The 15,320-nt window shown below is 71.7% G+C and carries 16 protein-coding genes; 7 read left to right on the top strand and 9 right to left on the bottom strand.

Translation table 11 applies throughout. The features are described from left to right. Positions 1 to 9: 9 nt before the first annotated feature. The 7 genes from ACIBH1_RS06500 to ACIBH1_RS06530 are packed head-to-tail and all read right to left on the bottom strand — an operon-like array spanning position 10 to position 7,784. Complete coding sequence (locus ACIBH1_RS06500; protein ID WP_397312559.1) at positions 10 to 810, bottom strand: transporter substrate-binding domain-containing protein; 801 nt, start codon at positions 808 to 810, stop codon at positions 10 to 12. Continuing rightward, complete coding sequence (locus tag ACIBH1_RS06505; protein ID WP_397312560.1) at positions 807 to 1,622, bottom strand: transporter substrate-binding domain-containing protein; 816 nt, start codon at positions 1,620 to 1,622, stop codon at positions 807 to 809. The genes ACIBH1_RS06500 and ACIBH1_RS06505 overlap by 4 nt, the downstream gene beginning before the upstream one ends. Continuing rightward, positions 1,619 to 3,004, bottom strand: a complete 1,386-nt coding sequence (locus tag ACIBH1_RS06510) for a hypothetical protein (RefSeq protein WP_397312561.1) — start codon at positions 3,002 to 3,004, stop codon at positions 1,619 to 1,621. The genes ACIBH1_RS06505 and ACIBH1_RS06510 overlap by 4 nt, the downstream gene beginning before the upstream one ends. Then, on the bottom strand, positions 3,004 to 3,627 hold the full coding sequence (locus tag ACIBH1_RS06515; RefSeq protein ID WP_397312562.1) for an FHA domain-containing protein: 624 nt from the start codon (positions 3,625 to 3,627) through the stop codon (positions 3,004 to 3,006). The genes ACIBH1_RS06510 and ACIBH1_RS06515 overlap by 1 nt, the downstream gene beginning before the upstream one ends. Positions 3,628 to 3,634: 7 nt before the next feature. Then, positions 3,635 to 4,939: a VWA domain-containing protein gene (locus ACIBH1_RS06520; RefSeq protein WP_397312563.1), complete on the bottom strand. Its 1,305-nt coding sequence runs from the start codon at positions 4,937 to 4,939 to the stop codon at positions 3,635 to 3,637. Then, complete coding sequence (locus ACIBH1_RS06525) at positions 4,936 to 5,766, bottom strand: protein phosphatase 2C domain-containing protein (RefSeq protein ID WP_397312564.1); 831 nt, start codon at positions 5,764 to 5,766, stop codon at positions 4,936 to 4,938. Before ACIBH1_RS06525 ends, ACIBH1_RS06520 begins: the two co-directional genes overlap by 4 nt. An 8-nt stretch (positions 5,767 to 5,774) precedes the next feature. Next, positions 5,775 to 7,784, bottom strand: coding sequence for a tetratricopeptide repeat protein (locus ACIBH1_RS06530; protein WP_397313093.1), 2,010 nt, complete (start codon positions 7,782 to 7,784; stop codon positions 5,775 to 5,777). Between ACIBH1_RS06530 and ACIBH1_RS06535 the strand changes: the two genes are divergently transcribed. Next, on the top strand, positions 7,732 to 7,881 hold the full coding sequence (locus ACIBH1_RS06535; RefSeq protein WP_397313110.1) for a hypothetical protein: 150 nt from the start codon (positions 7,732 to 7,734) through the stop codon (positions 7,879 to 7,881). The two genes, ACIBH1_RS06530 and ACIBH1_RS06535, sit on opposite strands and share 53 nt — an antisense overlap. 52 nt (positions 7,882 to 7,933) lie before the next feature. Here the strand turns inward: ACIBH1_RS06535 and ACIBH1_RS06540 are convergent, their stop codons facing one another. Then, positions 7,934 to 9,100, bottom strand: a complete 1,167-nt coding sequence (locus ACIBH1_RS06540) for a hypothetical protein (protein WP_397312565.1) — start codon at positions 9,098 to 9,100, stop codon at positions 7,934 to 7,936. A gap of 121 nt (positions 9,101 to 9,221) precedes the next feature. Continuing rightward, the gene (locus tag ACIBH1_RS06545; protein WP_397312566.1) at positions 9,222 to 9,566 is read right to left on the bottom strand and encodes an STAS domain-containing protein; all 345 of its coding nucleotides are present in this window, start codon (positions 9,564 to 9,566) and stop codon (positions 9,222 to 9,224) included. An 82-nt stretch (positions 9,567 to 9,648) separates the two neighbouring features. On the opposite strand from ACIBH1_RS06545, the gene ACIBH1_RS06550 reads away from it, so the two are divergent. The 6 genes from ACIBH1_RS06550 to ACIBH1_RS06575 are packed head-to-tail and all read left to right on the top strand — an operon-like array spanning position 9,649 to position 15,313. After that, positions 9,649 to 10,476, top strand: coding sequence for an STAS domain-containing protein (locus tag ACIBH1_RS06550; protein ID WP_397312567.1), 828 nt, complete (start codon positions 9,649 to 9,651; stop codon positions 10,474 to 10,476). After that, entirely contained in the window at positions 10,477 to 10,821 is a 345-nt protein-coding gene (locus ACIBH1_RS06555) for an STAS domain-containing protein (protein ID WP_397312568.1), read from the top strand. After that, complete coding sequence (locus tag ACIBH1_RS06560; RefSeq protein WP_397312570.1) at positions 10,818 to 11,216, top strand: anti-sigma regulatory factor; 399 nt, start codon at positions 10,818 to 10,820, stop codon at positions 11,214 to 11,216. Before ACIBH1_RS06555 ends, ACIBH1_RS06560 begins: the two co-directional genes overlap by 4 nt. After that, on the top strand, positions 11,204 to 12,172 hold the full coding sequence (locus tag ACIBH1_RS06565) for an ATP-binding protein (protein WP_397312571.1): 969 nt from the start codon (positions 11,204 to 11,206) through the stop codon (positions 12,170 to 12,172). Before ACIBH1_RS06560 ends, ACIBH1_RS06565 begins: the two co-directional genes overlap by 13 nt. Beyond that, positions 12,169 to 13,782, top strand: coding sequence for an ATP-binding protein (locus ACIBH1_RS06570; protein ID WP_397312572.1), 1,614 nt, complete (start codon positions 12,169 to 12,171; stop codon positions 13,780 to 13,782). The genes ACIBH1_RS06565 and ACIBH1_RS06570 overlap by 4 nt, the downstream gene beginning before the upstream one ends. After that, complete coding sequence (locus ACIBH1_RS06575; protein WP_397312573.1) at positions 13,775 to 15,313, top strand: SpoIIE family protein phosphatase; 1,539 nt, start codon at positions 13,775 to 13,777, stop codon at positions 15,311 to 15,313. Before ACIBH1_RS06570 ends, ACIBH1_RS06575 begins: the two co-directional genes overlap by 8 nt. Positions 15,314 to 15,320: the final 7 nt, after the last annotated feature.

A 15,320-nucleotide genomic window follows, 5' to 3' on the forward strand; every position in this document is an offset into this window, starting at 1 on the left:
CAGACGATCCTAGGAGCACCCCTCGAACTGCGGCACGGCGACCGTCGTCAGGTCGATGCCGGACCTGCCGAACCACTTGTCGAGCAGCATGCGCGCGGTGCCGTCCTGGTACATCCCGGTGATCGCGCGGTTGAGGTCCTCGCAGGCCCGGACGTCGCCCTTGGGGATGCCGACGGCGGTGCGCTGCTCGTTGAAGGCGGCGCCCACGATGCGCAGATCGACGCCGGGTTTGGTGAGCAGGCCCGCGAGGATCGTGTCGTCGGTGGAGATCGCGTCGATGTCGCCCGTCTTGATCATGGACAGGCAGGCGTTGTAGTCGGGGGCGGCCACCGCGGTCGCCTTGACGTGGCGCTCGTCGATGATGCGGGTGGCGATGTTGGTGCCACGCACCCAGCAGATCCTGCGCCCCGCCAGGTCGCGCACGTCGCGCACCGCCGAGACGTCGCCAGGCCGTACGGCGATGTCCTGGTGGGCGATGTGGTACGGCCCTGCGAAGCCGATCGTCTTCTTGCGCTCCTGGGTGACCGACATGTGCGCGAACACCAGGTCGGCCCGCCCGTCGGCGAGCACCTGCAGCTGCTCGCCCGCCTTGATGGGCATCCAGCGCACCGTCTTGCCCAGGCGCCTCGTCAGGTCCTTGGCCACCGCCACGTCGTAGCCGTCGACGTCGCCGCGCGTCTCGAAGCTGATCAGCGGCATGTCGAGCCTGATCGCCACCGTCAGCTCGTCCTTGTCCATGATCGAGGCAGGCCCCGACCCCGAGCAGGACGCGGTCGCGAGCAGGCACAGCGCGACCAGCGCCCGCCTCACGAGCAGCCCTCGAACTGCGGCACCGCCACGATCGACAGGTCGATGCCGGACTTGCCGAACCACTTGTCGAGCAGCATGCGCGCGGTGCCGTCCTGGTACATGCGGGTGATCGCGCGGTTGAGCTCCTCGCAGCCCTTGACGTCGCCCTTGCGCAGCCCCACGCCGGTGCGCTGCTCGTTGAACTGGGCGTTGAGCAGCTTGAGCCCGGTGCCGTCGCGCAGCGCCAGCCCGGCCAGGATGATGTCGTTGGTGGTGATGGCGTCGATCTCGCCGCTCTTCAGCTTGGGCAGGCACGTGTCGTAGTCGGGCGCGGGCACCAGCCTCGCCTGCACGCCGCGCTCCTCCACGACCCGTTCCGCCGCGTTGGAGCCCTCGACCGCGCACATGGCGCGCCCGGCCAGCGAGCGCACGTCGGTGATGCGGCTCTCGTCGGGACGCACCAGGATGTCCTGGTAGGAGATGTGGTACGGCCCGGCGAAGCCGATCTTCGTCTTGCGCTCCTGGGTGATGGAGAAGGTCGCCACGACCAGGTCGGCCTTGTCCTCGATGATGAGCCGCTCGCGGTCGGCGGCCAGCGCCCTGACGAAGGTGATCTCCTTGCCGAGCTCCTTGCCGAGGTAGGCGGCCACGTCCACGTCGAAGCCCTGGAAGCTGCCGGGGGAGACCTCGAGCCCGATCTGCGGCAGGTCGGGCCTGACCCCGACGACCAGGGTGTCCTTGTCCATGATCGACCCGGCTTCGCCCGCCGAGCACGCGGTGACCAGGGACGCGGCGGCCAGGACGGCCAGCAGCGCCGCCGGGCCCCGCCTCACCGGTACTCCTTCAGCCGCGGCCGTACCCCGGCCAGGACGAGCGCCCCGGCCAGCACCAGCACGGCCGGCACCCACCGCCACAACGCCGCCAGCGCGTCGGCGCCGGCGTCGATGGCGCGATTGAAGTCGCCCTCGTGCCGCTTGGCCAGCGTCTCCATGGTCTGGTCGTAGGCGGCGTAGTCGGCCTTGGCCGCCTGCTGGAAGACGGCGATGCCGCCGCGCACGTCGGAGGCGCGCAGCTGCGAGTCGCTCTGCTGGAAGCGCTGGAAGGCGGTGAAGACCTGCGCGCGGTCCTGGCCGACCAGGGTGGTGCCGAGCAGGCCGACGAAGCCGTCGTTGAGCCCGGCCTGGTAGTCGCCCAGGCTCTTGGCCTCGATGTAGACCAGCGACTGGGACTTGTCGAAGAAGGTGTGGTTGTAGGTGTCGCGCCGCTCGGGGTCGATGAGCGAGCGGATCTGGTCGCCGTGGAGGCTGTTGCTGATGGCCCTGGCCCGGCTGAGCACCAGCACCTCGTCGAAGCTGTCCTGCTTGGCGTCGCGCAGCGCCGAGTCCTGGGAGTTCAGCAGCGCCGCGCCGCCGATCAGGCCGACGGCGACGAGTGCGGTGGCGCCCACCAGCATCGGGTTGAAGACGCGGCGGTATCTCCGGGTCAGGTACACCTGCAGCACGACGAGCAGGGCGAGCGTGAGCACGCCGGTGAGGGCCACGGCGCTGTTGGCGAGGGTCGCCGAGGAGCGCGCGTCCTCGTAGGCGCGGCGCACGATCGTGCCGCTCTCCAGCGTCAGGTTGTAGGCCTGCGGCAGCAGTTCCTTGTGCATGAGGTCGGTGGCGCGCTGGTAGACGGCGACCACGTCGGCGGGAGGCGGGCCGGGGGCGTGCTGCGACTGGCGGTCCAGCAGCCGCGCCTGGGAGGCGAGCCGCTCGTAGCGTCCCAGGCCCTCGATCAGCGACGTGATCGTGTTCTTCTCGGCGGTGTTGTCCAGGGCCAGTTCGTGCGCGCCCAGCAGCGCCTCGGCGATCTGCCGGCGGCGCTGGTCGTACAGCTCCAGATCGGCCTGCTCGGGACCGCGGTCGCGGCCCTGGAGCAGCGACTCGGCGACCAGGGCGTCCATCTCGGACATGTTCCGGTACATGCCGGTCGTCGCCAGCGCCTGCGGGCCGGCGTCGCGCCCGATGTCGTCGACGCCCGCCCCGGCCACCAGGGCGCCCAGGACGACGGAGCCGAGCATCAGCGCCAGCGCGCCGAGCGACAGCCCGGTCAGCAGGCGCACCCGCCCCGGCACCGACTCGGGCCGTGGCGGGGTCTTCGCCGGGGCCTTCACCGGGGCGCCGGGGGCGGGGGCCGGCGCCGGGGACTTGGCGGGAGCGTGGGTGACGGCCATCAGGCGCTCCCCCGGATGGTGATCAGGGTCCAGGCGCCCAGGTGGATGCGGTCGCCGTCGCGGACGGGCTCGGGCGTGTTCTCGTGCACCGGCCTGCCGTTGAGCTGGGTGCCGTTGGCCGAGCCCGGGTCGACCAGCACCCAGGTGCCGTCGTCCTGGCCCAGCAGCACGGCGTGCAGGTGCGAGACGCCGGGATCGGGTGGCGCCGAGCCGAGGTCGATCTCGGGGACGGTCCCGCGCGAGCGGCTGGCCCGTCCGATGCGGACCTGCTGCCCGCTCAGCGGGAAGGAACGTTCGGGGCAGTAGGGCGGGAACATCATGGCGGCGGCGTCGGGCCCGCCGTCGGCGATGACCTTCTCGAAGTAGGCGCGGTCGGCGGAGACGACCGCCTCCCACGTGACGGGCCCGGCGGCGGGGGCGGCCGGGACCACGGCGGCCAGCGAGTCGTGGCCGCACACCTCGCAGTACCGGTCGGCCAGCACCTCCTGGCAGACCGGGCACAGGGTGGGCGCCGACGACCCGGAGGGCGCGGACGAGGGAGCGGCTCCCGCGATGCGGTCACCGCAGGTGTCGCAGTACTCGTCGTCGCCGGAGGTGTGGCCCTGGGGGCAGATCGCCGTCACGGCCGCCTCACCGCCCCGCGGGCGCGCCGCCCGCGCCGTCGCCGGGCTCGCCGCGCTTCAGCCTGCTGGTGCGCACGGAGCCGGTGTCGAGCTCGATCGCGTCGGCCTTGTCGACGTTGCGCCGCAGCCGTGCCGTACCGCTCTCGTCCACCTCGACGATCTTGTTGAGCAGCCGGGCGGTGTCCTCGCGGCCCGACGTCTCCGCGAGCTTCATGGCCTTGCCCAGGCGGGCGGTGGCGGTGTCCTCGTCGCCGCCCTCGCGGGCCCGCAGGCCCTCCTGGATGAGCGTGTGCAGCTCCGCCTGGCCGGTGTAGTGGGCGACCTTGCGGTTGATCCTGGTGGACTGGGCCAGGTCGTCGGTCCAGGTGGCCAGCACGTTGCCGGCGGCGAAGACCTCCTGCGTCTCGGGCAGCATCAGCTTGACCCAGCCGGCCCGCACCTCCTGGCCGAGGTTGCGCACGGGCATCTCGATGCACAGGTGGAACTCGCGCTCCTCGGCGCCCCAGGAGCCGGTCGGGTAGTCGCCGGTCAGCTCGTTGACCTCGGCGCGCTTGCCGGTCAGGTCGAGCAGGGTGGGGGAGACCTGCTTGAGGTAGAGGATCTTGGCGTCCTTCGGCACCCAGACCCGCAGGATCAGCTCCGCCACCGTCTTGCTCATGGCGGTCCTGGTGAGGGTGCGGAAGTAGTCGGCCAGGGTGCTCTGGTCGCGCACGAACGTGTGGGTGCCGAGCAGCGCGTCGGAGATCTTGGCCAGCTCGCTGGGCACCCAGTCGGTGCCGATGCCCATGCTGTCGCAGGTGAAGCGCCCCTGGCAGGCGGTCAATGCCTTCTGGAAGACGGTCGCGGACTCGTTGTTCTGCCCGTCGGTCATGAGGATGGCGTGCCTGACGGCCTCGGGGTGGCCGTCGAGCAGGTCGCCCGCCAGCCGCAGCCACTTGCCGATCTCGGTGCCGCCGCTGGCCAGCAGGCGCCCGATCTCCTTGACCGCCTCCGAGCGGGTCGCGTGGGAGGCGAGCGCGAGCTGCTTGCCGCGCGGGTAGATCAGCCTGGCCTGGTCGTCCCCGGAGATCACCGCGAAGCGGGCGCCGTCGGGCAGGGCCTGCACGGCCGCGGCCGCCGCCGCCCGCGCGTCGCGGATCTTGCTTCCGGACATCGACCCCGAGGTGTCGACGATGATCACTTCGGCCGCCTGGGCGGGGCGGCTGGTCTCCACGGTCACCTCGGAGGTGGACTCGACCGTGAGGACGGCGTGCACCTGGGTGCCGTCGGCTGGCAGGTACTTGTTCTGGTCGACATGGAGGACGAAAGTCATGCCGGGCCTCCCGGGATGAGAACGATGGTCACGTTGTCGCGGCCGCCCGAGGCGAGCGCGTGGCGCAGCAGGTCCCTGGCGCGCTCCAGCGGCGTGCCGGACTGGGGGAAGGCCTCCCTGGTCAGGTACTCCCACAGCCCGTCCGAGCAGGCGAGCAGCAGACCGGGAGACTCGGGGGCGAAGGTGTGCACGTGCGCGTCGACCACGTCGGCGTCGGCGCCGAGCCAGCTCGTCAGGACGCCATGGGAGGCCACGTCGTCCTGGCTGAGCAGGACGGCGGGAGCCGACTCCGGCAGCCAGTAGGCGCGGCTGTCGCCGATCCAGCCGATGGTGATCGTGCCCGGCTCGACGATGGCCGAGACGTAGGTGCAGGCGGGGGCGTCGTCGGGCACGCCCATGGCGGCCACGGCCGCGGCCGAGACCCGGCAGGCGCGCACGGTGGCCTCGTGGTGGGTGGCGCCCGCCGCCAGCTCTTCGAGCAGCTTGGCCGCACCCAGTTCCGAGGCGGAGATCGCCGCCTCGTCACCACGCGGGGAGGTGGCGACGCCGTCGCAGACGACGCCGATGACGAGCTTGTCGGACGAGACCAGGGCCATCGCGTCCTCGTTGCGGCGTCGCCGCAGGCCCCGGTCGGTGATGCCGGCCGCGCCGTCGTCGAGCTCGATCTCCAGGTGGTCGCGCCCGCTCGGCATGCTTTGGCCGCACTGCGAGCAGTAGCCGGAGCCGTCGGTGTCGAATCCTCCGCAGGCCGTACAGGTGGCCGCCGCCAGCTCGTGCCCGCAGTTCTCGCAGAAGGAGTGGTCACGCTGCACGGGGGAGTCGCACACGGGGCACTTCATATCCACGTCCTGGGTCTGACGGCGTTGGCGCGGTCGACGTACTCGTGCCGCTCCTGCCGGTTGTCGGAGGCCTTGGCCAGCCGCCGGTACAGGTCCGACAGCCGGTGGCGCACGGCCGTGGCGGTGAACTCGGTGCCCGCGATCTCGAGCCCGGGCGCTCCGGGGAACCTGAGCGCGGTCTCCAGGAGGGTGGTGATCAGCAGGTCGCGGCGGCGCTGGTCCAGGTCGTGCAGCTCCTCCAGCCGGTCGGCGGCCAGGGGCAGGTCCTCGGCCCGGCGCGGGCTGCGGGCCAGGGCCTCCACGATCGTCAGCACGGCCGCGGTGTGGCGGCTGGAGCTGCGCGGCACCTGCTCCAGCACGGTGATCGCACCGTCCAGGTCGCCGGCGCGCAGGCGGTGCCTGGCGATCCCGAAGGCGGCGCTCACGTAGGTGCGGTTGGTCCGCCACACGACCTCGTACCAGCGCGCCGGGTCGTGCCCCGCGACCTCGGCGGCCAGGCCGAGCGCCAGCTTGGGCGCGAGCTCGCCGGGCAGGAACGACAGCACCTCCTCGAAGAGCGTCGTCGCCTCGTCGCCCCGTTCCTCGGCCAGTGCCAGCAGGCCCTGGCACCAGGTGACGCGCCAGTCTCCCGGCAGCGCCCTGGAGGCGGCCACGACGGCCTCGCGGGCGCCGGGCAGGGCGTTCTCGGCCAGCACCCTGGTCTTGGCGAGCACCACCTCGGGCGTCTCCTGCAGGGTGTCGAGCTGGGCGATCAGCTCGGCGGGGTTGCGGGCGATCAGGCCGGCGAGCGCGCCGGCGGCCGGGTCGTCGGGGTCCACCTGCGGCGCCGGCAGCGTGTCGGGTCCCGGCCGGTCCGTCACCCGTCCGTGGGCCAGGCGGTCGGGACCGAACAGGTTCGACGGGCTTTCGTACGGCCGGCCCTCCTCGGCCGCGCTCAGCTCACGCAGCACGCCGCGCAGCTGCTCGGCCATCTCCGCCGAGCTCTGGAAGCGCCGTTCCGGCCGCTGCGCGGTGGCGCGCATCAGCACCCGGCGGAAGGAGTCGTCGCCGCAGTCGGCGGGCAGCGGGTTGACCTTGCCCTGGGTGGTCGGCGAGAAGCCGGGCACGCACAACGCCGCGATCGTCCTGGCGACGGTGTACAGGTCGGAGGAGACCGTGGCCGGATGCTTCTCGACCTCGGGCGCGTAGTAGCCGACGGTCGCCCACGAGGTGCCCGCGGGCGAGCCGAGGCGCTGCACCGCGCCCAGGTCGATGAGCTTGAGCTGCTTGCCCACCCGGATGGCGTTGTGCGGCTTGAGGTCGCAGTAGACGAGGCCCTCGTCGTGCAGGTAGCCGAAGGCCTTGAGGATCTCCAGCCCGTAGCGGATGGCCTCGCGCATCGGGATGAGCCCCTGCTTGCGCAGCTCGGCGAGCGAGGGGCCGCCGACGTACTCCATCACGATGTAGCCGGCGCCCTGATGCTGGCAGAAGTTGTAGATCTTGACGATGTTGGGGTGGTCGACGGTGATCAGGAACCGCCGCTCGGCCTCGGCGGCGATCATGGCCTCGGTGTCGCCGGCGTTGAGCAGGCCCTTGAGCACCATCCACTTGCCGTCGAGGTTGCGGTCGGAGGCCAGGTAGATCCAGCCCAGGCCGCCGTGCGCCAGCGCGCCCTCCACCTCGTACTGCCCCGCCACCAGGTCGCCCTTGCCCAGCTTGGGCTCGAAGTCGAACGGCGTGCGGTCGCGCGGGCAGAAGCCGCGCGTGCGGCCGGGATTGCCGGCGATCGACTGGCCGACCAGTTCGTCGCACTTGACGCAGACCCGTTTGTGCTCGGGCACCATCGGGTTGGCCATGATGACGTCCTGCGGGTTGCGCACCGGCACCTGCGGCAGGTCGTCGAGGTCGTCGCGCAGCTCGCCGCGCGAGCGGCTGGCCGAGCCGGTCGAGCCGGTGGAACGGCTGACCGGGCTCGTGACCGGACTGCTCATGGGCGTGCTCATGGGGGTGCTCACGGGCGTGCTCACGGGCGTGCTCAGGGGCGTCGAGCTCACCGGGCTCGACGGCGCGGAGCTCGCCGTGATGGGGGTGGACCCGGTGGTGGTGTCCGGGTTGCCGCAGTAGTCGCAGTAGCCGTCCGCGATCTGCCCTGGACAGCCGGGCTCACGACAGGCCGTCATCGGTTGACCTCCCTGCTGTAGCTTTCGACCAGCTGTGCTGCACGGTTGAGGTCGCACGGCGCGGTCCACAGCAGCTGGCGGGCCTCGTCGTATAACCGGCTCGCTTCTGGATCTTCCGCGAGTCGCTTTCGTACGGCTTTCGCCTGACTTGCAAGGAGCCGGCCGCGCAACTCCTCGCGTCTGTCGAGCAGTCCCCTGAGGGCTCCGGCCCGGCGCAGCGCCCTGGTCTCGGCCTCGACGGCGGAGTGCTCCAGGGCGGTCAGCCGGTCGGCGCGGGCCGACCAGCCCTCGGCGGAGGCGTCGATCGACTCCAGCTCGGCGCTCAGCCGCCCGGCGCCGTCCTGGGGGCGGGCGGTGGCCGGGAGAAGGATCTTGGCCGCCACCTCGGTGTGCGCCAGCCGAGCCTGCTGCTCGGCTCCTGCCACCCGGGCGATCGCGGTCGTGAGCAGCTCCTTGCGCCTGCCGTACTCCCGCATCGTGGCGGCGGCCGCGCGCAGGGCGGCGAGCCGGGAGCGGATCGCGGCCAGCACCTGGTCCAGGCGCGCCGTGGGCAGCGTGGCGCCGAGGGGATCGAGCAGGGCCGCCTCGCGCATCGCGCGCACCTCGTCCTCCGCGCTGCCCAGGGCCGGGCTCTCGCCCAGCTCCCCGGCCAGGTCGTGGGCCTCCTTGACGGCCGCGGCGGCCTCGTCGAGGCGGGGGAAGGCGGCCGACCAGACCGCGTCGACGGCCTCGACGACCTCCATCACCTGGCGGAAGGCGACCTCCATGCGGTCGACGACCTCGTCCAGGCTGATGCGCTCGTCGGGGGCGGGCAGCAGGGTGAGCGGCTTGGATCCGGGGGAGGGGATCTCGATCGTGGGGGCGCTGAGCAGGTCGTTCAGTTCGGCCAGCTCCTGCGAGCCGACCCTGGCGCGCCTGGCGCGCACGTCCTCGGCCCGGCGCATGGTGCGGCGGTAGGCGTCGTTGAGCGCCCACATCGTGGTGGCGGCATCCTTGGCCACCGACCACCTGACGAGGGTGCCGCCGCGTAAGGCGGAACCGTCGAGCAGCTGGTAGGTGGTGTTGGACTCCAGAGTCAGCAGGCTCTCGGAAATGCGGTCCTGCTCGGCCCGGCGCGCCTTGAGCGCGTGATCGACCCCGTCCTTGCTGATGGGCGTGCTCATGAGCGCCTCCTGGAACCCCCGTGCCCCCTCGCTATGAGCTGATTTATCGGGTCAACGGTTGATCTGTCCAGGCGGTTCCCGCGATATTGGGCATGGATTCACACCAGAGGCGTGGTCAACGTCACACGGGCAGCACCGGGCCGATCTCCATGGCGTCGTCACGGGTGCGGTAGATGGGGATGTACTCCGCCAGCCCGACCAGCTCGATCAGCCGCTGTGGCGAGGGCCGCAGGCTGCACATCGCCAGGCTCCCGCCGGTCTCCCTGGCATGGTTGAAGGCGTGAAGGATCACCCTGATGCCCGCGCTGTCGAGAAAACCCATCTCGGAGAGATCGAGCAGCAGATGGGGGGAAAGCTTCACGGCCTCGTCGATGGCCGCCTGCAGGCGGCCGGTCGTGGTGGAGTCTACTTCCCCCGCCACAGCCGCCACCGCGAACGGTTCGACCAGATCGACTGATACACGCACTACGACACCTCGTCCATAATCGTTGTCCTGATGCAACCGTAGGCCTATCACGGGCCGAGTGGCTTCTCTAGTGTGGTGTCCCATGACATTTGGCAATGTGGTCGAGCGGTGCCGGCAGAACGAGTCCGAGCTGGTACAGGAGTGGCGCGACGTCGTTGCCCGCTCCCTGTCGGGCAGGCTTCCGGCGGCTCTGGTGGAGAAGGAGCTGCGCGACATCCTCGACGCGTTGCTCGGCGCCCTGGAGGCGGGCGGAGGCACCGATCCGCTGGCCGAGCCGTACGCCGAGGTGCGTGCTCTGCTGGTGGAGCTTTCGCGCGACCGGGCCCAGCAGGGTTTCAGCCCGCGCGAGACCGCCGTCAGCGTCTTCGGCCTCAAGGAGGCGGTCAGCCGGGTCCTGGGCGAGGACGACGTCGCCGGCTTCTTCCGCGTGATCGACGAGCTCGGCCTCTACACCTTCGAGACCTACACCAAGGCTCGTGAAGAGGTCATCACCAACCAGGCCGAGCAGTTGCTGGAGCTGGCCACGCCCGTGGTCAAGCTCTGGGACGGCGTCGTGGCGCTGCCGCTGGTGGGCACGCTCGACTCCGCCCGCGCCCAGGTCGTCATGGAGAAGCTCCTGCAGACGCTGGTCGACACCGGCTCCGAGCACGCCATCATCGACATCACCGGCGTGCCCGCCGTCGACACCCAGGTCGCCCAGCACCTGCTGCGCACCGTCGTGGCCGCCCGGCTCATGGGCGCCGAGTGCATCATCTCCGGCATCCGTCCGCAGATCGCCCAGACGATCGTGGCGCTGGGCATCGAGTTCGGCGACATCGCCACCAAGGCCAGCCTCGCCGACGCGCTCCTGCTCGCGCTGAGCCGCCTCGACGTGGATGTCAATGCCGAGATCGCCAAGCGGAGCCGCTAGATGGAGCGCATCCCGGTCCTCAAGATCGGCGACACCCTGCTGGTGTCGATCCAGACCGATCTGCACGACCAGATGGTCCTGGCACTGCAGGAGGACCTGGCCGACCGCATCGCCGCGACGGGCGCGCGCGGCGTGCTCATCGACATCTCCGGACTGGAGATCGTCGACTCCTTCGCCGGACGCATGCTGGCCGCCATCGCCGGCATCTCGAAGATCCTCGACGCCCAGACCGTCGTGGTCGGCATGCGGCCGGCGGTCGCGATCACCCTCGTGGAGCTGGGGCTGTCGCTGAACGGCATCAAGACGGCGCTCGACGTCGAGCGCGGTCTGCGACTGCTGTCATGACGGCACAGGAGTTGCCCATCAACGGCGACGCCGACGTGGTCCGGGTCCGCCAGGCGGTCCGCGCCCTGGCGATCGAGGCCAAGCTGTCGCTGGTCGACCAGACCAAGCTCGTCACCGCCGCCAGCGAGCTGGCGCGCAACACCCTGACCTACGGGGGAGGCGGCAGCGCCAGGATCGAGCGTGTGGAGAACGGGGCGCGCGCGGGCGTGCGCGCGCTCTTCCACGACGACGGCCCCGGCATCCCCGACCTCGCGCTGGCGCTGCGCGACGGCTACACCAGCGGCGGCGGACTGGGGCTGGGCCTGGGAGGCGCCAAGCGGCTGGTCGACGCCTTCGAGATCCAATCAGAGCCGGGCCAGGGCACGACGGTGACGGTGACGAAGTGGGCCCGATAGCCAAGCAGGTGTGGATCCACCTAGCGGGCGACGGTGAGATCGCGGCGGTGCGCCGCGCCGTCTCCGACCACGCGCGCGAGAACGACCTGTCGCAACACCGCGCGGGCGAGCTGCTCATCGCCGCGACCGAGCTGGCCACCAACGTGGTCAAGCACGCCGGCAAGGGATCCATGCTGGTGCGCCGTATCGGGGCGGGGTTGCAGCTGCTCACCCTCGACTCCGGTCCCGGCATGCCCGACCCGCTGCCGTTCGCGCGGCAGGGCGGCTCCACGGCGGGCACGCTCGGCATCGGCCTGGGCGCGATCGCCCGGCTCAGCGACTGGCACGACGCCTACTCCCTGCCCGGCCGCGGCTCGGTCTTCGCCGCGGGCTTCGCCTGCGAGCAGGAGGAGGCCGACGGGCTCATCCGGCCGCTGGCGGGGGAGTCGGCCTGCGGCGACGGTTTCGCGGTCCGGCGTGACGACGGCCTGACGCGGCTGATGATGAGCGACGGCCTCGGGCACGGGCCGCTGGCCGAGTCGGCGACCCGCAACGCGGTGCGGGCCTTCCTCGCTGTCGCCCCGCTGCCTCCCGCCGAACTCCTGCGCCACCTGCACGAGGGGCTGCGCCACACCCGGGGCGCCGCGGTCGGCGTCGCCGAGCTCGACCCCGCCCAGGGGCGGTTGCGCTTCGCCGGGCTGGGCAACATCAACGGCGTGATCGCGGGACGGGAGCAGCGCAACCTCACGTCGCTGCCCGGCATCGTCGGCCACCAGTCGCCGACCGTGCGGGCGTACGACTACGCGCTGCCTGTCGGCGCGCTCGTGATCCTGCACTCCGACGGCCTCAACCCGCGCTGGAATCTGGACTCCTACCCCGGCCTGCGCACCAGGGCGCCGCTGGTCATCGCGGCGACGCTGCTGCGCGACGCCGGGCTGCGCCGCGACGACGCCGGAGTGCTGGTGGCACGGACATGAGCGACGACTCCGACCTGCTCTTCCTTGAGCTGCGCGACGAGGCCGACGTCTTCGCCGCCCGCCAGCTCGGCCGCGCCGCCGCCGCCGCGATCGGGCTCGACTACCAGGACCAGGTCAGGGTGGCCGCGGCGCTGAGCGAGGCGGGCCGGGAATGCCTGAGCCGTGGCGCGGCCGCCACCGCCGTGGTACGCCTGAGCGACGGCCGGCTGGAGCTCGTCCTGCGGCAGCCGGGACTGACCACGCAGGCCACGGGGATCGTCGCCGCGGCCCGCCTGATGGACGGCACGGAACTCGATGAGGAGGGCATCATCCTGTTCAAGGCACTGCCGCGCCTTCCCCGCGCACGGCTGCGCGAGCTGCGCGAACACCTGACAGGCCTGGTGCGCAGCAGCCCGCTCGACGAGCTTCGGACCCAGAACCAGGAACTGCTGGCCGCGCTGGAGGAGGTTCAGCGCACCAACACCGAGCTCGAGGAGACCAACCACGGCGTCATGGCCCTCTACACCCAGCTGTCGGAGGAGCTCGAACGCACCAACCAGGGAGTGGTGGCCCTCTACGCCGAGCTGGAGGACAAGTCGGCGCAGCTGAAAGAGGCCAGTGAAGCCAAGAGCCGCTTCCTGGCCAACGTCAGCCACGAGCTGCGCGCGCCCGCCACCTCGATCCTGGGGCTGACCCGCCTCATGGGCGGCGGCCGGGAGGTGGAGCTCGTGCGTTCCTCGGCCAACGACCTGCTCGGCCTGGTCAACGAGCTGCTCGACCTGGCCAAGGCGGAGTCGGGCCGCCTGGAGCCGCACCCCGCCGACGTGGACGTGCGCCTGATGCTGGCGCGTCTTGACGGTCTGCTGCGCCCGCTGGCCCCCGAGGGCGTCGAGCTGGTCATGGAAGACCCGGAGTCGCTGGAGCTGCTCCATGCCGACCCTGAGATGATGACTCATGTGTTGCGCAACCTGCTGACCAACGGCCTGAAGTTCACCAAGTCGGGCACTGTCCGGTTGAGCGCGCGCGCCGAGGGTGACGTGGCGGTGCTGACCGTCGCCGACACCGGCGTCGGCATCCCCGACGACCAGCTGGGGCGCATCTTCGAGGAGTTCTACCAGGTCAAGGGCGACCACCAGACGGGCGTCAGGGGCACGGGGCTCGGCCTGCCGTACGCCAAGAAGCTCGTGGAGATCCTGGGCGGCACGCTCGAGGTGCGAAGCCGGCTGGGCGAGGGCACGACCTTCGAGGTACGGCTCCCGCACCCGTACACCCTGCGGCTGGACCGGGTCCTCATCGCCGACGACGATCCCGCCTACCGCAGGGTGGTGCGCTCCCTGATCGAGGGGAGCGCCGAGGTGATCCACGAGGCCGAGGACGGCCTCCAGGGACTGGAGCTGGCCCGCCGCGAGCAGTACGACGCGATCCTGCTCGACGTGTTCATGCCCGGCATGGACGGTCTCTCGGTGCTGCGCGAGCTGCGGGCCGAGGAGCGCACCCGGACCGTGCCCGTGGTGCTCATCACCTCGGCCGAGCTGACCGGGGAGCCGGAGGGGGCCAACGCCGTGCTGGCCAAGGCGACCCTCACCCGCGGGCTGCTCCTGCGGGCGCTGGCCGGAGTCGAGAATGAGTGACCTGATCCTGGTCGTCGACGATCTGGAGGCCAACCGGTACGTCGTCTCCATGTGGCTGCAGCAGGCCGGCTACGAGGTGATCGTGGCGGCCACCGGGCGGGAGGCCCTGGACCAGGTCGCGCAGGCCGGGCCCGACCTGGTGCTGCTCGACATCAGCCTGCCCGACATGAGCGGCATGTCGGTCTGCGAGCAGATCAAGGCCGACCCGGCCACCGCCGCCACCCCGGTCGTGCACCTGACCGCCACCGCCGTCCAGGTCACCGACTGGGCCGAGGGCCTGGCCCGCGGCGCCGACGGTTACCTGATCGAGCCCGTCGAGCCCGAGGTGCTGCTGGCGACCGTCAACGCGATGCTGCGCTACGCGCGCGCACGGCGGCAGGCCGAGCAACTGGCGCACATGCTGGCCGGGCTGGCCGACACCACCCTCGCCGTCAACCTGGCCGGACGGGTCGAGGACCTGCTCGCCGCCGCCGCCGAGGGCGCCGGGAGGATCTTCGGCGGCCCCGCCGCGGTGTTCGCCGGCACGAGATACGCCACCGCGGACCCCTCCGCCGGCGAGTTCGCCGGAGACGAGGTCTGGTCGGCGCCGACCGGGCTGACGATCACCGTCGAGCAGTCTGGCGCCTGGCCCATGAGCCTGGTGACCGATCAGGAGCAGTGGGTCGCCCTCTCCAGGCCCAACGCCGCCAGGCCGCCCGTCGCCGTCACGGTGCCCGTGGAGGCGGCGCCGGGCGAGGAGCACCGCCACGTCCTGGGCCAGCTCGCCCAGGCCGTCTCGCTGGCCGTGGAGGCGCTGCGCGCCCGCGACGAGGAACGACGCATCGCCCTCACCCTGCAGAGCGCGCTGCTGCCCCCCGAGCTGCCCGTCGTACCCGGACTGGAGTTGTGCGCCCGCTACGTGCCGGCCAGCCGCGAGGCCGAGGTCGGCGGCGACTTCTACGAGGTCGTGGAGCTGGAGGACGGCCTGCTGGTGGCCATCGGCGACGTGATGGGGCACTCGGTGCACGCGGCCACGGTGATGGGCGAGATCCGCCACACGCTGCGCGCCTACGCCCTCGAAGGCCACACCATGAGCGACGTGCTGCGGCACGTCAACCGGCTGCTGCTGCGCTTCCACCCCAAGGAGGTCGCCACCGTCTGCCTGCTGTCGGTCGACACCATGACGGGCGAGGTGCGCGCCGCCAACGCCGGCCACCTGCCGCCGCTGATCGTCGACGCCTCCGGCCGGGCCGAGTACCACACCCTGCCGGGCCCGCTACTCGGCGCCGACCTGCCCAGATCGGGCGACGTCCGGCTGACCATCCCGCCGGGCGGCACGCTCCTGCTGGTCACCGACGGGCTCGTCGAGCGCCGCGACATGCCCCTGATCGACGGCCTCGACCGCCTCCAGGCCCTGGCCGGACAGGTCAGCGGCACCCTCGACGAGGTCTGCGACAGCATCCTCGGCGAGCTCACCGGCGACGAGCACGAGGACGACATCGCCCTGCTGGTGCTGCGCAGGGCTTTTCCCCCGGCGTCCACGCGCGCATAGTGGGTGG

It is taken from the genome of Nonomuraea sp. NPDC050663, from assembly GCF_044456985.1.
In the GTDB taxonomy this organism is placed as follows: domain Bacteria; phylum Actinomycetota; class Actinomycetes; order Streptosporangiales; family Streptosporangiaceae; genus Nonomuraea.